This is a genomic window from Acinetobacter guillouiae CIP 63.46 (genome assembly GCF_000368145.1).
Taxonomy (GTDB): Bacteria; Pseudomonadota; Gammaproteobacteria; order Pseudomonadales; family Moraxellaceae; genus Acinetobacter; species Acinetobacter guillouiae.
The window spans coordinates 44423-65769 of the sequence record NZ_KB849284.1 but is presented as its reverse complement, the minus strand read 5'-3'; the positions used below and the strand labels follow the sequence as shown (position 1 = coordinate 65769).

Annotated in this window: 17 protein-coding genes; 7 read left to right on the top strand and 10 right to left on the bottom strand. The window is 39.4% G+C overall.

The window, feature by feature from the left end:
- The first annotated feature begins 248 nt into the window (after positions 1-248).
- Both acs and F981_RS16280 read left to right on the top strand, forming a co-directional pair.
- Positions 249-2192: an acetate--CoA ligase gene (gene acs / locus F981_RS16285; RefSeq protein ID WP_004723466.1), complete on the top strand. Its 1944-nt coding sequence runs from the start codon at positions 249-251 to the stop codon at positions 2190-2192.
- Between the two features lie 168 nt (positions 2193-2360).
- On the top strand, positions 2361-3545 hold the full coding sequence (locus F981_RS16280; protein WP_004723465.1) for an acyl-CoA dehydrogenase family protein: 1185 nt from the start codon (positions 2361-2363) through the stop codon (positions 3543-3545).
- Positions 3546-3762: 217 nt separating this feature from the next.
- On the opposite strand, the gene ampC is transcribed toward F981_RS16280, so the two are convergent.
- From ampC to msuE, 3 genes are all read right to left on the bottom strand, one after another.
- Positions 3763-4887 carry a class C beta-lactamase gene (gene ampC, locus F981_RS16275; protein ID WP_409360508.1) on the bottom strand — a complete coding sequence of 375 codons (1125 nt, stop codon included), beginning with the start codon at positions 4885-4887 and terminating at the stop codon, positions 3763-3765.
- Positions 4888-5232: 345 nt separating this feature from the next.
- Positions 5233-6351, bottom strand: a complete 1119-nt coding sequence (gene sfnG / locus F981_RS16270) for a dimethylsulfone monooxygenase SfnG (RefSeq protein WP_004723462.1) — start codon at positions 6349-6351, stop codon at positions 5233-5235.
- 46 nt (positions 6352-6397) lie between these two features.
- The gene (gene msuE / locus F981_RS16265; RefSeq protein WP_004723461.1) at positions 6398-7135 is read right to left on the bottom strand and encodes an FMN reductase; all 738 of its coding nucleotides are present in this window, start codon (positions 7133-7135) and stop codon (positions 6398-6400) included.
- Positions 7136-7513: 378 nt separating this feature from the next.
- Here msuE and F981_RS16260 point away from each other — a divergent pair, with 378 nt between their 5' ends.
- The 4 genes from F981_RS16260 to F981_RS16245 all read left to right on the top strand — a co-directional run bounded on the left by F981_RS16260 (position 7514) and on the right by F981_RS16245 (position 13250).
- On the top strand, positions 7514-8167 hold the full coding sequence (locus F981_RS16260; RefSeq protein ID WP_004723460.1) for a response regulator: 654 nt from the start codon (positions 7514-7516) through the stop codon (positions 8165-8167).
- A 234-nt stretch (positions 8168-8401) separates the two neighbouring features.
- Entirely contained in the window at positions 8402-9622 is a 1221-nt protein-coding gene (locus F981_RS16255; RefSeq protein WP_004723459.1) for an MFS transporter, read from the top strand.
- A 266-nt stretch (positions 9623-9888) separates the two neighbouring features.
- Positions 9889-12294, top strand: a complete 2406-nt coding sequence (locus tag F981_RS16250; RefSeq protein ID WP_004723458.1) for a YgiQ family radical SAM protein — start codon at positions 9889-9891, stop codon at positions 12292-12294.
- A gap of 431 nt (positions 12295-12725) precedes the next feature.
- Positions 12726-13250, top strand: coding sequence for a DUF2726 domain-containing protein (locus F981_RS16245; RefSeq protein ID WP_004723457.1), 525 nt, complete (start codon positions 12726-12728; stop codon positions 13248-13250).
- 58 nt (positions 13251-13308) lie between these two features.
- Here the strand turns inward: F981_RS16245 and F981_RS16240 are convergent, their stop codons facing one another.
- The 7 genes from F981_RS16240 to argS form a co-directional block, all read right to left on the bottom strand.
- Complete coding sequence (locus F981_RS16240; RefSeq protein ID WP_004723456.1) at positions 13309-13665, bottom strand: RidA family protein; 357 nt, start codon at positions 13663-13665, stop codon at positions 13309-13311.
- A gap of 59 nt (positions 13666-13724) precedes the next feature.
- Entirely contained in the window at positions 13725-13949 is a 225-nt protein-coding gene (locus tag F981_RS16235; protein WP_004723455.1) for a hypothetical protein, read from the bottom strand.
- A 69-nt stretch (positions 13950-14018) separates the two neighbouring features.
- The gene (creD, locus tag F981_RS16230) at positions 14019-15431 is read right to left on the bottom strand and encodes a cell envelope integrity protein CreD (protein WP_004723454.1); all 1413 of its coding nucleotides are present in this window, start codon (positions 15429-15431) and stop codon (positions 14019-14021) included.
- A gap of 113 nt (positions 15432-15544) precedes the next feature.
- Entirely contained in the window at positions 15545-17008 is a 1464-nt protein-coding gene (creC, locus tag F981_RS16225; protein WP_004723452.1) for a two-component system sensor histidine kinase CreC, read from the bottom strand.
- 3 nt (positions 17009-17011) lie between these two features.
- Positions 17012-17731: a two-component system response regulator CreB gene (gene creB, locus F981_RS16220; protein WP_004723451.1), complete on the bottom strand. Its 720-nt coding sequence runs from the start codon at positions 17729-17731 to the stop codon at positions 17012-17014.
- A gap of 445 nt (positions 17732-18176) precedes the next feature.
- Positions 18177-18770, bottom strand: a complete 594-nt coding sequence (locus tag F981_RS16215) for an SPOR domain-containing protein (RefSeq protein WP_004723450.1) — start codon at positions 18768-18770, stop codon at positions 18177-18179.
- 145 nt (positions 18771-18915) lie between these two features.
- Positions 18916-20706, bottom strand: a complete 1791-nt coding sequence (gene argS, locus F981_RS16210) for an arginine--tRNA ligase (RefSeq protein WP_004723449.1) — start codon at positions 20704-20706, stop codon at positions 18916-18918.
- 194 nt (positions 20707-20900) lie between these two features.
- On the opposite strand from argS, the gene F981_RS16205 reads away from it, so the two are divergent.
- Positions 20901-21320, top strand: coding sequence for a hypothetical protein (locus tag F981_RS16205; protein ID WP_004723448.1), 420 nt, complete (start codon positions 20901-20903; stop codon positions 21318-21320).
- Positions 21321-21347 lie beyond the last annotated feature (27 nt).

The window sequence follows — 21347 nt, the reverse complement described above, 5'->3', positions numbered from 1 at the left end:
TCTGAAAAAAACCATATGCACTTCTGACTACAAATTATAAGATCAAAAAAACTCCATAGATATTGAAAATTCGAATATTTTGGCAAATGACTTAAGATTTTCCGATGGTTAAAGTGACCCCCGTGTCTACGACCAAAGCACAATTGTTAACCGAAATGCGCTATCGTAATACTGAACACATGCAGCAAATAAAATCAAGAACGTAGGCATACATCTCGTGATGAGGTGGCAAATCAAGGAAGCAGAATATGAATGAAGTCTATCCAGTTCCAGAACAATTTGTTAAAACAGCAAGGACCAATGAACAAGAATACTTTGAACGTTATCAACAGTCAGTAGAGCATCCAGATGAGTTTTGGGCAGAAGCTGCAAAGAAATTGGACTGGATTAAGCCATTTACTCAAGTAAAAAATACCAGCTACGACAAAGATAATTTTAAAATTGAATGGTTTGCAGATGGGCAACTGAATGTCAGTGCCAACTGTTTAGATCGTCATTTAAAAGAACACCCACTGAAACCTGCAATTATTTGGGAGGGGGATCATCCATCTCGCCATAAAATCATTTCTTTTGAAGAGCTGCATGATGAAGTGTGTCGTTTTGCCAATGTCTTAAAGAAAAATGGAATCGGGAAAGGTGATCGAGTCATTTTGTATATGCCGATGATCCCTGAAGCGGCGATTGCCATGCTGGCCTGTACCCGAATAGGGGCAGTGCATTGTGTGGTATTTGGTGGATTCTCTCCAGACTCATTGGCAAGTCGGATAGAAGACAGTCAAGCTAAATTGGTGATTACCGCTGACCAAGGTATGCGTGGTGGTAAAACGATTCCTTTAAAAGAGAATGTAGATGCAGCATTGGCGCTGGATGGAACCACTTCCGTTGAAAAAATGATTGTGGTGCATCGAACAGGCCATCCAATAACAATGCAGGAGGGGCGTGACCTGTGGTATCACATGGAAATTATGACGGTCACAGATATCTGTCCGCCAGAACCGATGAATGCCGAAGATCCTTTATTTATTTTATATACGTCTGGATCAACAGGAAAGCCTAAAGGAGTGTTACATACTACGGGTGGTTATTTAACTTATGTCAATTCAACTTTCCGTGAAGTTTTTGATATTAAACAAGATGATGTGTTCTGGTGTACCGCAGATGTGGGTTGGATTACGGGGCATTCTTATGTGCTTTATGGACCATTATCCAATGGTACAACCACCGTCATGTCCGAAGGTATCCCACAATATCCAACATGGGCACGCACAGGGCATATTGTAGATAAGCATAACATTACCATTCTCTATACTGCACCAACAGCGATCCGCGCCATGATGCGTGAGGGTGATGCTTTTGTGCGTGAAAGTGACCGTAGCAGTTTGCGTCTATTGGGTACCGTGGGTGAGCCGATTAATCCAGAAGCATGGAATTGGTACTATACCGTTGTGGGTGAAAGCCGTTGTCCAATTGTGGATACATGGTGGCAAACTGAAACAGGCGGTATTTTAATTTCTCCACTGCCGGGTGCAACTCCACTTAAACCAGGTTCGGCCACTCGTCCACTGTTTGGCGTACAACCTGCATTGGTTGATGCTGAGGGTCAAGAACTTGAAGGTGAAGCAGAAGGCAATTTGATTATTAAGAATTCTTGGCCGGGCCAAATGCGGACCATTTGGGGCGATCCTGAGCGATTTATTGAAGCGTATTTCTCGACCTATCCGGGCAGTTATTTTACTGGTGATGGTGCGCGCCGTGATAAAGATGGTTATTACTGGATTACAGGCCGTGTAGATGATGTCTTGAATGTTTCGGGCCACCGTTTGGGCACTGCTGAAATTGAAAGTGCATTGGTTGCGCATGCAAAAGTCGCTGAATCAGCAGTTGTTGGTATGCCACATGAGATTAAAGGGCAAGGCATAGCGGCCTATGTGACCTTGCAGGCCGGTGAAGCTGAAACTGAAGAATTACGTAAAGAATTGGTCAGTTGGGTACGTAAAGTGCTGGGACCTGTAGCAACACCTGATGCAATTTATTGGGCACCTGCTTTGCCAAAAACCCGTTCTGGAAAAATCATGCGACGCATTTTAAGAAAAATTGCTGCCAATGAGCTAGATAGTTTAGGTGATACTTCTACTTTGGCTGATCCAGGTGTGGTAGATCAGTTGATTACAGAGGTTAAGGCCAATTCTTAGTGATTGAAGTCTCTTGATTTTGCTAGCCAAAAGTTGAATACCGTTAGAGAAATTCTAGCGGTATTTTTTGTTATTGATTTTCAAACCACAGAATAAGTAATGCAGGCATTGAGATAAGGAAATCTTACTTGATTTGATAAGCTCAAGGCACTGGGAATAAGAGTAAATATGATGAATGCACCTCAACAGGCGTTAAACCTTTCTGCTTTAGCAACGGCAAAGCAATTGGCAGAACAATTTGCGCAGACTGCTGCTGAGCGTGATAAAGCAGGTGGTAATCCAAAGCTGGAACGGGATTTGATTCGTCAAAGTGGCTTATTGGGACTGTCTATTCCACAACAATATGGCGGGCAAGGAGCGAACTGGAAAACAATTTTCCAGACCATTCAAAGTATTGCACAAGTCGATAGCTCCTTGGCACATGTATATGGCTTTCATCATTTATTAATCGCCACCGTACAGTTATTTGCTCAACCTCAACAATATTCGGCATGGTTTGAACACACTGCCCGCAATAACTTGTTTTGGGGCAATACTTTAAACCCTTTAGATCAGCGCACGAAGGTACAACAACTCACTGAGAACGACTTTATTTTTCATGGTGATAAAAGCTTTTGCTCAGGATCAATAGATTCAGACATACTGCTTTGTTCGGGCTTTAATGATGCTGGAAAATTACTGATAGCTGTGATCCCAACACGTCGAGAAGGGGTCAGTTTTTTAGGCGATTGGAATAATATGGGGCAGCGTCAAACGGACAGTGGAACCAGTCATTTTGAACAGGTCAAAATTCACAAAGATGAGTTATTGTTAAATCCAGGACCATTAAGTACACCTTACTCCAGTTTACGACCTTTGATCGCACAATTGATTTTTGTGCATCTGTTTTTAGGCGTTGCTGAAGGTGCCTTTGACCTTGCAAGACAAACCATACAAAGTCAGAAAGCATGGTCAACATCTTTGGCTGAAAATGCGGTGAATGATCCATTTACCCAGAAGCATTTTGCTGAGTTTTATGTACAGCTTGAAAGTGTACGTTTACTTGCCGATAAAGCCATTGCAGCATTGCAAACGGCTTGGAATATTGGTGAGCAATTAACAGCAGAACAACGTGGTGAAGTCTCAATTGCCATTGCGACTGCAAAAATTGCTGCAACCAATAGCTCACTGTTTATAACGCAAAATATTTTCCAAGTGATGGGTGCCAGAGCGACAACAGCCAAATTGAATTTAGATCGTTTTTGGCGAAATGTCCGTACTCAGACTTTGCATGATCCGATTGATTATAAGTATCAGGAAGTAGGGGAATGGGTATTGACTGGAAAAGTGCCTGATCCAAGTTTTTACGCTTGAACCTAAGCTGACCGATGACATTTTATAAAATTTCATTCTTAGCGCTTTAGCGTTGGTATTGCCATAGCTTAGATTGAAAAAAATCTGTGTTGGATAAGGGGTAGGTCTTATACCTCCCTACCAACAGCGACAATTATGTTGCCCTGCAATAGATACAACATGAATGATTTAACAATGCACAAAGCAAAAGCCTAACGAGATCTGGCATGCTTCAGCATCAAGGATTGGATTTTTGCTTTAAGCTATTGAGCACTTCATACGCTGCCTTAATTCGCTCAGCATTGGGAATTTTTTTATTCATTAACATCACCAAGCCAAAGTTCTCTTGTGGAATATAAATAACATAGGTCCCAAAACCATTGGTAGAGCCAGTTTTATGGAAGATTCTTGAACCAGTCTTCACGAGGGTTTTTTCAACAGGGTTGGATTGCATCACAACCCGATCAGAATTGCTTTCTAATAGTGTGTTTAATGTGGCTGGGTAGCTGAACGATTCCCAGCCAAGGGCTTGGGTCATACCACCCATTTTAAAGTAACCCGTATGTGTCGCGAGAATTGCGGGTTTAATCGCTGCTTTGGCTTGATCTGGATTTAAGTTTAAATTTAAAAAATGTAGCATGTCCGGCAGGCTAGATTTCACCCCATAGGCCTGCGCATCAAAAGCGCCAGCAGTGACCCGAAGCGGGTGATTATTTTGATCATAACCAAAGGCATAGTTGCCTTGTTGTGCTTTAGGAACTTGGACATAAGTATGTTGGAGTTCTAGCTTGGGGAAAATCACTTGCTCTAATAAAGCGCTAAAAGGCATGTTCATGGCTTTAGCGGTCGCTTCACCGAATAGACCTATGCTTGGATTAGAATATTGTCGAAATTGACCAATAGGGTTTTTGACTTTCCAATCTTGAAAATATTTAAGTGTTTGCGCATCTGTTTTTATTTGATCAGGAAATTGCAATGGAAGATTACCACTGGTGTAGGTGGCCAATTCTAAGAGTGTGACTTGATTAATGTCTGAGTTTTTTAATGCGGGTAAATATTTCTCAGGATGGTCTTGAAGAGAAATTTTGCCTAAATTTTGTGCATAAGTGCCTGCTGTTGCAGTAAATATCTTACTGACTGAGCCTAATTCAAAAAGGGTATTTTTATTTACGGCTTTCGCATTCGCAAGTGATTGTACGCCGTAGTATTTTTCATAACTTTTCCCGTTATACAAAACACCTATTGCCATACCGGGCACTGCATAAGTTTTCATTAATGGCTGAAATGCCGTATTCATCGCAGTTTCAACCTTTATAGACGTTGCAGGTATCTCGTTGGCGTTTACATAGGTCGTCAAGCTCATACTGCCAATGAGGACACAAAATATCGTTTTTGTTTTATTTAAAACTACCATACCCACTTTTTCCATCTATGCTACAAAAAGGGCGTATTTTAAGGTTGAAAGAAATTTTTTCCAAGATTGCGGTTGTTGAGTATATGTATAGAACAAATACACTCAATAAAACAAAAAGCAAAAGTTGGCTAATTTATATAAGGATAATTGTACTGATTTATACGATTCTATTTTTATAAATACTTTTTATTTATTCTAAAAAAAATCCCTCAAGCCGAGTCAAGAGGGAAAGCTGCAAAGCTGTTTTAGTTATTTATTGTTGTTTTCACAGCACCATCGATGAAGAGATAGGCCTTAAGCTGATTTTGCAGTAATTTGATCTTTTTGCGCTTCTTCAATTTGACGAACCAAAGGCAAGACCTTTTCACCGAAATACTCAACTTCTTCGATGAAATGTAAAAAGCCAGATAACACCAGATCTACGCCTACATTTTTGAGTGCAACAATACGTTCAGCAATTTGTTGCGGTGTACCAATCAGATTAGTTTTAAAGCCATCGTTATATTGCACCAAGTCTTCAAAGGTTGATTTTGCCCAGTTACCTTCACCTTCTTTAGATGCTGCGCCCGCTTCACGGGTTGCGTCGCCAAAGGCATTTACTGCTTCAACATTGGCTTGGTCAATAATCTCTTGTAGAACCGCTTTTGCTTCTTCTTCAGTGTCACGAGCAATGATAAAAGCATTGACCCCAATTTTGACTGAGTGATTATTTAGCTTGGCTTTTTCACGAATATCATCGATTTGTTTTTTGAGTTCCTCAGGTGTATTGCCATTGGTAAAGTACCAATCTGAAACACGCGAAGCCATGTCACGTGCAGCACGTGAACTTCCCCCTTGGAATACTTCAATATGGGGTTTTTGCAAAGGCTTTGGTTTTAAAGTGTAGTCTTTAAACTGATAATATTTACCATCAAAACTATAGTTATCTGTTGTCCAAATACCTTTTAACGTACGAATAAACTCTTCTGAGCGAACATAGCGTTCATCATGTTCAGGCCATGGCTCACCAATGGCATCAAACTCGCCACGGAACCAACCACTTACTACATTAATCGCAATACGCCCATTGGTCAGGTAATCAATGGTCGCCAACTGTTTTGCGGCTAAAACAGGTTTCCATGGTCCCGGAAGAATTGCTGCAATTACTTTTAATTTTTCAGTTTTGGCTAAAAGTGCATGACTAAAACTCACAGATTCATGTTGATTTTCAGCGCCATACCCTGCGGTAAAACGAATTTGAGTGAGGGCATATTCAAAACCACTTTTTTCGGCAGCTTGTGCCAAACGGACATTGTAGTCATAGCTCCAGTCTGTACGTTGTTCAATATTACTGACCACTAAGCCGCCACTGACATTGGGAACCCAATAGGCAAATCGAATTGCTTGGCCATTATTCGATGAAAACTGTGACATATCATAACCCTCAATTTTTTATGATTTATTCATAACAAGGTTGCGCTTAAGCAACCTGTGATTGTGGTGTTTTGGATTTTGCATGTAGACGAGACTCTGCCGCATCTAAGTCTGGTATCGCCGCGGAAGGAAGCACATCATCTTGCTCAATCTGTTTGTTGATGCCTAAATTTTGATTGGCTTGTTCTGTTTTGGCTTTCACCACTTCTGCTCGCTGACCTTTTGCAGGTGCCCATTCTAAAATTGGCAATGCACGTGCGACGGCTAAAGTGATACGGTCTTGGATGTGTTCACTTTTAATGGTGTACTCAGGCGTAAAGTCACGATCTGTTGCATAGACACCAATAGGCAGCGTTTGCGCTTGAAAGAAGCTAAATAATGGACGTAACTGATGCTCTAGAACTAAAGCATGACGGTCACTACCACCCGATGCAGCAAGCAATACAGGAACATCGACTAGCGCTGTTTGTTCAACAAAATCAAAGAAATGTTTAAATAAACCAGTAAATGATGCACGATAAACAGGTGTTCCCACGATGAGCGCATCTGCTGCTTCTACGGCAGCTAAGTCATCTTGAACACGTTGTGGCAGTTGGTTGCGATAAATTGCGCCCCCTAACAAATGGCCTATTTCACTGAATTTAATAAAATGAACATGAATCGGTGTTGCCTGACCCAGCTCATCTAAAATCGCTTGAACTAAACTTTCGGTTTTTGAAGGGTTATTTAATCCCCCTGAAACAGCAACAATATTTAATGGTTTTTGTTGAGTATAAATAGACATGTTGGCAACCTAATAAATTGAATCTCGGAATGCCATTCATTAATCTATATTTGACGAAGCAGTGTAAAATAATGAAAAACAGATTGGTTATCTGTTTTTAAGATAAACCACAAAGCCTTTGAATAATGCACGATTTCGTCTTTTAAGTATTTGAAGTTAAATAATATTCTTAAAATGAATAAGTAATTCATTTTTAACTGTTTATTTTATATTTAAAAGTGATATTCAAATCTTAATTTCGATAAATGACCTAAAGATTGTAGGGAATTTTAATTAAAGCCGACAAATTATTCAAAAATTCGTTAATATTTACGTATCCTAAATAGCAATAGTGCGGTTAGAATGAAATAACTGCGCTAGAGATCTCTCGCTTCGCTTATGAATATTTTAATCGTTGATGATCATCCACTGTTTCGCCATGCGTTAATTCAGGCGGTTCGTTATAGTTTGCCACAGGCTCAAATTAGTGAAACTGCGGCTGTTAATGAATTTTATGAGCGTTTGGAAAATGGTCCAGAACCAGATCTCGTCTTGTTGGATTTAAATCTGCCAGGCGCATCGGGTTTCTCTGCATTGGTACATGTTCGTGCACAGTATCCTGCACTTCCTATTATTGTGGTGTCTGCTCACGAAGATGCGTCCATTATTCAACGTGCAATTGCACATGGCGCAATGGGCTATATTCCTAAATCTGCGCATCCAAGCCATATTGGGGAAGCAATTCGCCAAGTGCTGGATGGTGATATTTGGTTACCGCCAAACTTACCCGCAGCGAATATGAATTTTGACCCGCGTGCCGCAGATGAAACAGCTTTAGCTGAACGTATTCAATCGTTAACACCACAACAGTTCCGTGTATTGATGATGGTTGCAGAAGGTTTATTGAATAAGCAAATTGCTTATGAACTTGATGTTTCGGAAGCGACTATTAAAGCGCATGTGACGGCAATTTTCCGTAAATTAGGTGTACAGAACCGTACTCAAGCGGTACTCGCAATCAATGCACTAAATATTGAAAAACGAAAAGTTTAAGATTCTTGCTAGTTAAATTTAACTTCAATATATTGAAAAATTACGAGAAGAGTGTATTAAAAATATGCTCTTTTTTATTTTCTGATTTCTGCATTTACTCATGTAATTTTATTCTAAATCAAATATTTAAAATCTATATCTTACTTGAATCATCAAGGCATTGTCTGTAATAAAACTTTAGCTTTTATCAAGAGTTAAAAATAGGCGTATACTGAACGGACATGAGGAATAATTATGTCTGAAGCACCTGAATCTACAGCTTATATTGAGTATGGCACTCGGCCTTTTATCGCAATTTTACTTTCATTGTTTTTAGCTGGCTTTGCTGTATTTTCATCATTGTACTGTGTTCAGCCGATGATGCCGTTTTTGGCAAGTTTTTTTCATGTTACGCCAACCCATAGCAGTTTCCCGCTTTCATTTTCCACCATTGCCTTAGCTTTAGGGCTTCTTTTTGCAGGACTGATTTCAGATCGTTATGGTCGCAAGCAGATCATGGCCATTTCCTTATTTTCCACCGCAAGCTTATTATTGCTAAGTTCGTTTTTACCGTATTGGGAAATATTTCTTGCAACACGCATGATGATTGGCTTGGCTGTCAGTGGTGTTGCTTCTGTCGCAATGACCTATATCGGTGAAGAAATTGCACAAAAGGATGTTGGCTTTGCCATGGGACTGTATATTTCAGGGACAGCAATAGGGGGAATGGGCGGGCGTTTGATTGCAGGGGTATTGCTGGATTATATCTCTTGGCAAACTGCGACGATGATTATTGGTCTACTTAATTTATTGATCGCGATTACATTTTACATAGCCTTACCTGCCTCTAAACACTTTAAATCTTATCCCATTCAATTCACACGTTTTATCGAGTCCTTTAAGAAAAATCTTTCTGACCCAAAGCTCAGACTATTGTTTGTCGAAGGTTTTATTCTGATGGGATGCTTTGTGACCGTGTTTAATTACATGAGCTATCATCTGTTAGAAAAACCTTTTGAATTGTCACAAACTTGGATTGGTTTAATTTCGATAGCCTATTTATCTGGAATTTATAGTTCGCCTCGTGCAGCCAGTTGGAGTCGTCAATTTGGACGAGGTAAAGTGCTGATTGTGATGTTCTCAAGCATGATTTTGGGTTTATGGATTATGCTGATTCCATCACTATGGGTGATTTTGATTGGCCTATTGATTTTTACTTTCTCATTTTTTGCCGCCCATTCCACATCAAGCAGTTGGGTATCGGTACAATCCTTACAGTATCGCGCTGTCGGTTCTTCGCTTTATCTATTTTGTTATTATCTTGGTTCAAGTTTCTTGGGCAGCAGTAGTGGTTTAGTCTGGGAAAAATATGGATGGTTTGGCCTAACAGTTACGATGACTTGTGTACTTTGTATCGGGCTCTTGGTGGCTTTAAAACTAAATCAAACACTTCATAAAGATCAGGTAAAAGTATGAGCTGCTGCATCTAAATAGCGTTAAATAAGCTTTTCTATTCAATTTCGCTGCGCTTTTAAACGATCCATCATGATAGGTAAATTTTCCTTTTATAACGGATGACGAATATCTTTAACATCTTAAAAAGCTATCAATAACAGACTAAATAGAAGATAAGAAGAAATGTTTACTTTTTAATCAAACAACATGAGTAAAATTCATGGTAAAATGATCAACTTTCATTTTAGATCTCTCCCGATCGCCAACTGCCAATCGAGAAACTCACCATGTCGACCGCTTATACTGCTCAGACAGCGCCTACTGCGTTGTTTGATTATGACAAATATTGGGCATCGTGCTTTGAACCAGCACCATTTTTGCCAATGTCACGTGAGGAGATGGATCAACTCGGTTGGGATAGTTGTGACTTTATTCTGGTATGTGGTGACGCTTATATCGATCATCCATCGTTCTGTTCAGGAATTATTGGCCGAACGCTTGAAGCACAGGGTTTTCGTGTCGGGATTATTGCACAACCAGATTGGACTTCTGCCGAAGCATTTAAAGTATTAGGCAAACCGAATATTGCATGGGGTGTGACCGCGGGTAATATGGATTCTATGATCAACCGCTATACGGCTGACCGTAAAATCCGTTCTGATGATGCATATTCACCAGATAATCTACCCAATAAACGTCCTGACCGTGCAGCAACTGTATATTGTCAGCGTTGCCGTGAAGCATTTCCTGATGTACCCGTATTATTGGGCGGTATCGAAGCATCATTACGCCGTATTGCACATTATGATTACTGGTCAGACAAAGTTCGTCGTTCAGTGCTGATGGATTCCAAAGCGGATTTATTGATGTATGGCAATGGTGAACGGTCTGTTGTTGAAGTTATGCATCGTCTTGCCAAAGGCGAAAAAATTCATGAAATCACCGATGTTCGTGGTACGGCATTCATCGTCAATAAAATTAATCGTGTTTCTAAAGCCAAGTTTGTTGAAATTGCATCGAATGATGTTGATGCGATTGGTCGTGTTGACCCAATCATCAATCCATATGTAATGACTGAAGATTTAGATGGTTGTGAAATTGAACAAGGCAAAGGAAATTCTTTAACCCAATATCAAAATTTCCAAAAAGAATTGGTGGCAAATCCTGTTGTTCGTGAAGGTGATCAACTGGATGAGAATACCCAGATTGTACGTTTATTGCCGACATCTAAAGCAATTAAACATAAATTACCGCCGCGTGAATTGGCTGTGATTCGTTTGCCTGCTTTTGAAGAAGTGGCAACGGATCCTGTACTTTATGCACATACCAACCGCATCTTGCATCTTGAAACCAATCCGGGGAATGCTCGTGCATTGGTACAAAAGCATGGTGAACGTGATGTATGGTTAAATGCACCACCAATTCCATTGACCACCGAAGAAATGGATTATGTGTTTGACTTGCCTTATGCGCGTCTACCACATCCAGCTTATGGTGAAGCGCGTTTCCCTGCATTTGATATGATCAAATTCTCTGTAAATATCATGCGTGGTTGTTTTGGTGGTTGTACATTCTGTTCGATTACCGAACATGAAGGTCGTATTATTCAAAACCGTTCAGAAGAATCAATTTTACGTGAAGTTGAAAAAATTCGTGATACAGCCCCAGGTTTTACAGGCATCATCTCAGATTTAGGTGGTCCAACTGCAAACATGTATCGCTTGCAGTGTAAAGATCCTGAGATTGAAAAGAACTGTCGTAAACCTTCTTGTGTGTATCCAGGTGTATGTCAAAATTTACATACCGACCATGCACCACTTACTCAACTTTATCGCAAAGCACGTTCATTAAAAGGCATCAAAAAGATTCTGATTGGTTCAGGCTTACGTTATGACCTTGCGGTATTGAACCCTGAATATGTCAAAGAACTGGTTCAACACCATGTTGGCGGTTATTTAAAAATTGCACCAGAACATACCGAGAAAGGTCCATTGTCGAAGATGATGAAACCGGGAATCGGGACCTATGATCGCTTTAAACAGATGTTTGATCGTTTTAGTAAGGAAGCAGGTAAAGAACAGTATTTAATCCCGTACTTTATTGCTGCACATCCGGGAACAACGGATTATGACATGATGAATCTTGCGATCTGGCTTAAGAAAAATGGTTTCCGTGCCGATCAGGTGCAAACCTTTTATCCATCACCAATGGCGACAGCGACCACGATGTATCACACGGGGAAAAACCCGTTGGCCAAAGTGGCTCGTTATACCGAAAGTGTGGATATTGTAAAAGGTGAAAAGCGTCGTCGTTTACACAAAGCCTTCTTGCGTTACCATGATCCAAACAACTGGCCATTACTACGTGATGCATTACGTGAAATGGGCCGGGTAGATTTGATTGGTAACTCTAAGCATCATCTGATTCCAACTTATCAACCGCAAGGAACTGAAGGGCAATACCAATCTGCGCGTAAGAAAAATTCGACTGTTGACGGTGATTCGCAAAAGCGTACTGGGGATAGCCGTAATTCACAGGCGAAAACTCAATCGCGTCCTTCCAATACCAAAAAGCGTCCTGAGCGTGGTCAAATATTGACACAACATACAGGTTTACCACCGCGCGAAACAGGTGATAAAAAACCATTTTCTGGAAATGGCAAAGCAAAGTCTAAGCCAAAAAGCAGAGCTTAGTTGCTGTTTGAGAAAGTAATAAGAAAGGATGCCTAAGCATCCTTTCTTAAATCAGCAATTGAATAATAAAAATACCTAACTGTGGATAAGTGTCTGTAAACTGTTGAAAACTTTAGTGTACTAAAAACACACAATTCTCGAATATCATTGTCCTACAATAGTACGCAAGATTCATTAAATTCAGTTGTATTCGCATTCAATACGCGATATATATGAGGTGTAATTCAATTCATTTGGTTGAAATACCAAGTGAATAAAACAAATAATAGTTCAATAAATAAGTTAAAAATGTGATTTATTTGAGTATTTTGAAAAAGCAAATATGAGAATGCGTCTGGCATATTACAAAATTGAACTGATTAAAAATAGTATCTTTGATACACAAGAACTGGTCGTAGACCAAATTATAATAAAGAATTAGGAAATGAAAAATGGACATGATAATCGTTGCGAGTTTGATATTACTTGCTGTCGTGATTGCCGCTGCTTATAAAGGATTGAAAAATAAGCAACAAGCAGATAGTGCTTTACGAAGAAGAGCAGTATTTAACTCACATGAACAAATTACGTTTACGCGTTTAAAAGAAATTTTACCTGAAGCCAATATCTTGGCTCATGTATCTTTTGATGCCTTGTTAACGACAAAATATTTACATACACGTCGTAAGTATCAGCAAATGTTTGCAGACTTTGTTGTGCTGGACAAAGATTATAAAGTTTTAGCTGTGATTGCTTTAGATGATATCAATGCGATTAAGCGTTCGAATCAAAATACCTATGAAGATGCCTTGTTACAGTCGGCAGGTTATCGTGTGATTCGTTATATGGGGATTCCAGAGTATCAGGATTTGCGAGAAGATTTTTTAACAGAATTTTCAGAAATGAGCCATTCGCAAATGTTGGAGGAACATGTACTGGGGAAGTTTGATCTGTACTCAAATCGCGCATATAGCTAAGCAAAAAATGCATGTTTAAACATGCATTTTTTAGTTCATTCAAAATTTAGTATTGAGCTTATTCTGGTTTGACCGCAACAACCGTCATTTCAACTAAAACATCAGGTCGATAAAGCTTTGCTTCTACACAAGTTCTCGGCAGAGCTTGCATATCTGAACACCATGCATCCCAGATTTCGTTCATTCCTGCATAATCTTTTTCGATGTCTTTTAAAAAAATCATCACAGACATAATGTGCTTTTTATCTGTGCCCGCATCTGCAAGAAAACGATCAATGATATCTAAGGTCTGTTGAGTTTGCCCTTTGATATCCAAACTTAAATCCGTAGCCAATTGACCCGCCAAGTGAACTAAATTTCCCGAAATTGCAATTTCGGAAAAGCGTTTTTCTACGTGCAAACGTTGTACAGTCATGATCATTCTCAAAGTTTGTTTATGTTTTAAATTTTACGTCATCATTTACAATCTGCAAATTAACTTTGTTGCTTGTTGGTGAATCTATCTATACGAATGAGGATTTTATACTTAAAAATAATCAAACAGTTATATTCTGGGCAAATAATGAAATTGCCTAAATTTAAAAATTGAATCTGCGCATCACGTAACTGATTTAAACAAAATGCAATCGAACATTGCAGAGGACAAAGTTGTTGCAACTGCTTAAAGTGTTGCTGCTCCTGTGGTATGGAAATATTCATTGAAATACCTATTATTTAGAATCTATTTTTAAGCCAGTGAATCGCTTTGAGCTATTCACTGTGCCGTTATCAAGCTTGCGGAGGCGTATAGGATTTGAGTTTTTGCTCAGGCTTATTGTTGATTTGATACCAGTCGATATGCCGTGTAATAAACATCATTACAGCAAGTAAAACAAATGAAATGATAGAGCCGATCAGGAAGGTTTTGCCTGAAGATTGCAATAGCATATACATCACGGCATAAAGTGAACTCAGGATGATGCTGAATAGGCCAGCGGCTTTAAAACCTTTCATCACATAGTATAAGTACCAGCTCATTAGCCCGACACAGGCAATTCCAGCAACGAAATAAGCCCATGCAAAGGCATAGTATTCACTGATCGAAAGCAGTAAAACAAAGAACACCACTTGAGCCATCGCCACCAAAGAATATTGAATGGGGTGAATCCGTAAGCTTTTAAGCACTTCGAAGAGAAAGAAACAAGCAAAGGTGATGATGATAATCACGATACCGTATTTAATCGCACGATCTGTTTGTGTATAGACATTGACTGATTCTAGGAATTCTGTTGATAAACCAATACTTTGACTAGGTTCACCCATATAAGCCGGCTCTTGTGCAAAATAGCCATTACTAAACTGGCGAATACACTCATTGTTGTCGCAATCAATCAATTTACTGATGTTTTGATGACCTAGAGCAATATTTTTCCATTGTGCGGTGAATTGTTGCGGTGTACTGGTTTTTGCAAAGGGTAAGTTTTGTCCTGAATATTTGGTATCCGCCCAATTGCCTTTGGCCTGATAAGTGACACTACGACTGGTTGGGATCAGGGTGAATTTTCCCAGACCCGTAATATTGGCGGTTAAATCAAAAGTGAAACCATTTTGAATGGCATTGATTAATTCAGGATACTTTTTTGCAGAAACATACATAAAGTCAAAACCAGAACTGTTACTGCCTTGAGCACTCATTTCAAAAGCATAACTTTTATTGAGCATGTTTAAGTTCGGTTGGGTATCTAAGCCGCGAGGATCATGTACAGGGAAGATAATTTCAGCTCGGTCCCATTGGTAATCTTTCTTTTCAAGTGTTGGTTTTTGGAATACGCCTTTGGCCATGAGATTTGCGGTGTAGCTAATTGCTCGATAGATGGTGCGTTTATAAGTGTTGTCAGAAACATTAAAGTTGGATGACCATTGCGTGCTGTCAGCACTGATATATAGCCATTGTTCCTCAGTACACAAATAGGCCACCTTCTTTTCATCGAGGCAGTTTTTTTGCTCATTGTAGGGCACACGGATATACGGTGAAATCACGGTTTGAGGGCTAATATTGTTTTGTGCAATTTCTTTCAGAAATGCCCGTTGATAATCTTGTCGTTCTGAGACCAGACTGGTAATAAAGAGTAAGCCTATCCAAAATAAGGCAACTAAAATTGCGATTGCAATAATTTTGAATGTAATAAAGTTGGATCGCATCACTGTTTTCCTTCGCCGTTGTTTGTTGTCAGTGTTGAGTGTGCGAAACAGCAATGTGCTTTGTTTGAGGCGTATCAGTTTTTTATATGAATTTTAAGTGAAGTTTGGTCGTGCTAAGGCAATTGAATTTTTACCAATACACCCTTTTGGTGGGGTTGTAAGATGGTGATTTCATTTCCTTGAATATTGCCAATGTGAATCTGTCCATGGTGTTGTTCAATGACTTGTTTAACAATGCTCAGTCCAATACCAGAACTGCGTTGTTGGCTAATCGGACGAGGCAAGGAAAAATAAGTATCAAACACTTGCGTGAGTGCATAATCTGGAATCCATTCGCCCTCATTAAAAACCTGTAATTCTATCTGCTGGTGTGTTTGACGATGAAGCCGAATCAGGATTTTTGCTGAATCTGTGGAAAAATCCAGCGCATTATCTAAAATATTGGCAAGGGTTTGTTGAATCCAAAATCGATCTGCACGAAGCATACAATTGGCTTCAATATCCAGTAAACACTGGATTTTTTTGGCTTGAATTTGACTGGCATGCTGGTCTAAAGTCTGTTGAATCAGTTCAGATAAATTGAAATCTTGCATTTCAATTTGATGTTTAGATTTTTCCAGACGAGTCAATAAGAGCATTCGATCAATCAGGCTACGTAAGCGCTGGCTTTGTTCATGAATATGCGTGGCAAATTGTTGTTGATCATTTAGTGGTAAATCTTCTTTGAGTAGTTCTGCACTGGCTTGAATTGCGGTAAGCGGACTTTTGAGTTCATGGGTCAGTGTATTGACATAGTGTTCCACATAAGCACGATCTTCGAGTTTTTCTCGCATATTTTCAACTGCTTGAGCAACTTGATTGAGTTCTTTTGCCGAACGAAAATAGGGGGTTTGATTGACAGGTGCAAGTGCCTGCGCGTATTTACGGACACGGTCAATACTGTGTTTTAGCCAATAGGCCACCAAACTGGCAAGAAACAGACTGAGTAATGTAATCCAAGCGGCTTGTCGGATCAGCTGATTTTCAGCACGCTGAATATAAGGTTGTACTGAAATATTGGGCTTTCCAATACTGACAACGCCAATCAATTGCTGTTGTTGACCAACTTGATAATAGATTGGCGCTGCAATAAACATAGTGCTGCTATTGCTGTCCTTTTCATAACTGCGTGTAGAGCGAACGCCGTATTTTCCCTTTAAGGTCAGGTAAATATCATTCCATCGTGAGTAATCTTGTCCTGTAGCGATACCTTGTGAGTCATAAATGACGATACCTTTGTTGTCGGTAATATAGATTTGTTGATTGATCTCATTTTTATTATGTTTCCAGATCGTGGCATTGAGTTTTCGATTCAGCGCTTTTTGAATTTTTTCATCAAACTGAATGGTACTGACTTTATTTTCATAGACATCTTCAGCCACTAACATCGCGATAATATTGGCATTTTCCGCAAGGGTATCTTCTACGACCTGTCGTACATTGGGCTTTACTTGTTGATTGAAGGTATAAGACATAAACCATAAACCCAGCAAGATGATCAATCCAAAGAAGAACCAAATACGAATAAAAATGGACATGGTTTATCCTTGCCTTTTTAAACTATAGCCAAAGCCTCGGTGGGTTTCGATCGGGTCTTGCTCAGGAGAGATCTGCTTGAGTTTATTGCGAATACTTTTGATATGAGTATCGACTGTTCTTTCTAAACTATGCTCAGGATGTTCCCATACATGATCCATCAATTGTTGACGGCTAAACACCTGTTCAGGGCGTTGAATCAATAATTTAAGTAAGCGATATTCATAGCGAGTCAGCTGCAGTATTGTACCTAAGTAATGGATTTGCAAAGCCTCATCATTGCATTGCCAAACTTTAGCTGGTGTTGTAGAAAGCTGTGTATTTGGCTGTGAGGTGTGCTGTAACTGATTTTGTATCTCCATTCTGCGCCAAATGGCTTTAATCCGAGACACAATTTCACGCGAACTAAATGGCTTGGTACAGTAGTCATCTGCGCCAATTTCTAAACCCACAATACGATCTATTTCGTCATCTCGTGCGGTTAAAAATAGCAAGGGTGTGTGATTAAAGAGACGAATTTTTTTACAGACATCAAAACCATTTAAATCAGGTAATCCAACATCTAAAATAATAAAATCAAAGGGTTTCTGTTGAATAAAATCAATGGCTTGCAGGCCTGAATTGGCCCAAGTCACTTGCCAGTCTTCTCGTTCAAGTGCGTAACGTAACGGCATAAGAATAGCAGCATCATCTTCTACACATAAAATCTGTTTTTTATTATTCATTGCATTTAAAAACTCATAATCTCAATAGGAGTGTACTCAAATTGAAATACTTAGGCGAATGAATTTTCAGTGAAGTTTAGATGAACTGTTTTATTGTTTGAAATTGGCTGAATGCCTGTTGGGGTGGGCTTTACCCATGTGAATTTCTGAGCGCCCTGTAATCTTCGGATTTGATCGTCACGCCAATCACAGGACAGCAAATCAAAAGTATTGGTGACTTTTGATATCTCGGCAACGACATGGGTAATGTATTGCGGAAAATAGATTACTCTAATTTTGATCAATTTGGGTAAATTTTTATCGAATTATATTTCTTTTGAGTAAAAAATATTCAATTTGTCCACATATCTAAGCAAGGTTAAAAAAACGATTTTGAAGAATAAAACAGGATGCCAAAGCATCCTGTTTTAACGATTGATTGATCAGGTCATGCCTGAAAATTGGATCAGCGTTTAACCACGATAGAGTCAATACCGCTATGTTGTAAGGTTTGTTGGGCAATCACTGCTGCATTTTGTGATTCATAAGGGCCTGAAATCACACGATACCAAGTTTTTCCAGCTTCTGTGCTTTGAACCACATCGGCAGATAAACCATTTAAGATAATTTCAGCACGACGTGCATCAGCAGCATCAGGATCATCATAACTACGAACTTGAAGGATATATTCAGGTTGAACAGGTGTTGTACGTTCAGCATTTACACCGACATCCACATTTTCAGATTGAGACGGTGCTTCAACAATTACTGGTTGTTGTTGATTTCTGCTTTCAGGAACAGCTTGTTCAGGGATAGGGGTAACCTGTTGTTGAGGTAACAGATCATAAAAACGATAGTCTTTGTTGGTATCTTCTTGATAATGCTCAGACGTGATTTCGTTTTTGGGTTGGACGGGCGCCCACGGTTTCCAGAGCATCAGTGCGACACCAAAACTTAACACGATTAAAATGACGACAAGCATCCCTAACCATTTAGGAATCAATGGTTGTTTAGGTTTGGTTGGCCTTTCTGAAACACCGCGTTGCGTTTTTCCAAACACGTGGAACCCTCTTATTATGTATTGCTTAGATCGTGTTCAAGCATAGTTTTGCTTGAACACGATGTAAAGTAATGATTTATTACACACTTCAATGCTTACTTTGAGCCAGACCTTGGTCTTGGGAACATGTAAAGCAATTCTTGACTTACATACTTTCAGGTGCAGATACACCCAATAATTCAAGACCATTATGTAAGACTTGTTTGATATTTGCTGAAAGCAATAAACGGGCTTGAGTCAATTCTGCATCATCACCCAATACTTTATTCTCGTTATACCAACCATGGAATAAAGCAGCAAGTTCTTTCAAATAATTACCAACTTGATGTGGTTCATAATTATTTGCAGCGCGAATAAGGACTTCAGGATAAGCCGCGAGTTTTGCTAAAATTTCAGTTTCAGCATCAAGTTCTAATTTTGCAGCAAATTGACGTGCATTTTCAGTATCAAATTGAATATTTGTTGTTGCTGCTTTTTCTAACATACGGCAAATACGAGCATGTGCATATTGAATATAATACACGGCATTGTCTTTGCTTTGAGATACCGCTAAATCTAAATCGAAATCAATGTGCTGTTCAGATTTACGCATCACATAATAAAAACGAGCTGCATCATTGCCGACTTCTTTACGAAGATCACGCAATGTCACGAATTGACCTGAACGAGATGACATTTGTACCATCTCACCACCACGCCATAAGCTGACGAACTGCACTAAAAGTACCGTCAATTTAGATGAGTCATAGCCCATCGCGTCAATTGCAGCTTTAACACGTGCAATATAGCCATGGTGGTCTGAACCCCAAATATCAACAAGGTCAGTAAAGCCACGTTGTAATTTATTTAAATGATAGGCAATGTCAGAGGCAAAGTACGTGGTTTGTCCATTACGACGTTTGACTACACGGTCTTTTTCATCGCCAAATTCAGTTGATTTAAACCAAATGTTGCCATCTTTTTCATAAAGAAAACCACGTTGGTCTAATGTTTGTAAGGCTTCATCAATTTTTTCAGCCAAAGATGCTTCACTAAACCAGTGATTAAACGTTACGCCAAACTCACCAAGGTCATCTTTAATGTCATCTAAAATGGCATGTAAAGCTGCTTGATGGAATACACGATAACCTTCACCCACTAAAGCTTGTGCGTTGTGAATTAAGCCATCAATGTGCTTTTCTTTATCGCCTGAAATAACCACTTTATTGCCATCGGCATCAAGCTCTTCAGCATATTGCACATCTTCAGGAACATCTTTGTAAACATCAGCCACACTACGTACATAAGCATCAGCATGTTTGTCGATGATACCTTGGGCGATTTCTTTAACGTAATCACCTTGATAAGCATTTTTAGGGAAAACTAAAGTTTGGCCGCTTAATTCTAAATAACGTAAATAAGTTGATGTGGCGAGGATGTCCATTTGACGGCCAGCATCATTGACATAATATTCACGTTCAACTTTGGCACCTGTTGCTTCAAGTAAGTTTGCAACAGTCATACCATATGCAGCACCACGACCATGACCTACATGCAGGCTAGAGGTTGGGTTGGCAGAAACGAATTCAACCTGAATTTTCTTGGCTGCATTTGCTTGGGTTTTACCAAATTGTTCTTTTTGGGCTTGGATTTGATCCAACACAGTAAAGCGTTGATCGGCATTTAAAAAGAAGTTGATAAAACCAGGACCCGCAATTTCAGCTTTGGCAATATCGACCACTTCGGGTAAATTTGCCAAAATTTTCTCTGCAAGATCACGTGGTTTCATACCAGCAACTTTAGCGCCCATCATGGCAATGTTTGATGCGAAATCACCGTGGCTTCGGTCTTTAGTTCGCGTTAAAACACTCGTGTTTTTCCAGTCAGATGGAAGAGTCCCTTCAGCTTGTAGGGATTGCACTGCATGATCAAGAGCTGCTTGTATGGCCGTATTCATAATCTATAGAGAAATAAATGTCGCAGAAAAACGCTAAATATAGCAAATTTTGCGCCTTTTAGGTGAATGCATTTGTATAGAATAAAACTTATTCGATAAGAAAAATGTCGGTATGCTCAATTTCACTGTGTATTGGCGTTTAGATTTCAAATGGACTTGACGGATTACACTGCTTTAATCACAGGATAAAAAATATGTTTGTGAGTTTTCTAGATCAAATCGATCATGAGATTATAGAAAAAGAACAAGTTATACACTTGTTTGCGAAGATTCAGGCCACAGACTTGGAATATTCAAATTCAGGTTATCTTGCGCTAGATATGCCAAAACAAGGTCAGATCATTTTATTGTTTTGGTGGATAGATACGACTCACTTGATTTTGCGTTACGATAAAAATATCCCTACTGCCCAACAAGGCGAGTCGTGGCTGTCTTGCAATGAAGATCTGAACTTAGCGTTATTTGATGTTGGTGATGACACCTGGCTCCCTTTAAATTCAATTATTTCACTCGATGATGCAATCAATGTGATATCTGAGCTCTATGATCAGCCTTTAAATTTGTCCAATCAAATCAAATGGCAAAATGTGGCCGATGTTATGTGGAAGGATTAATTGTTTCAGGTCTATTAAAAGAATAAA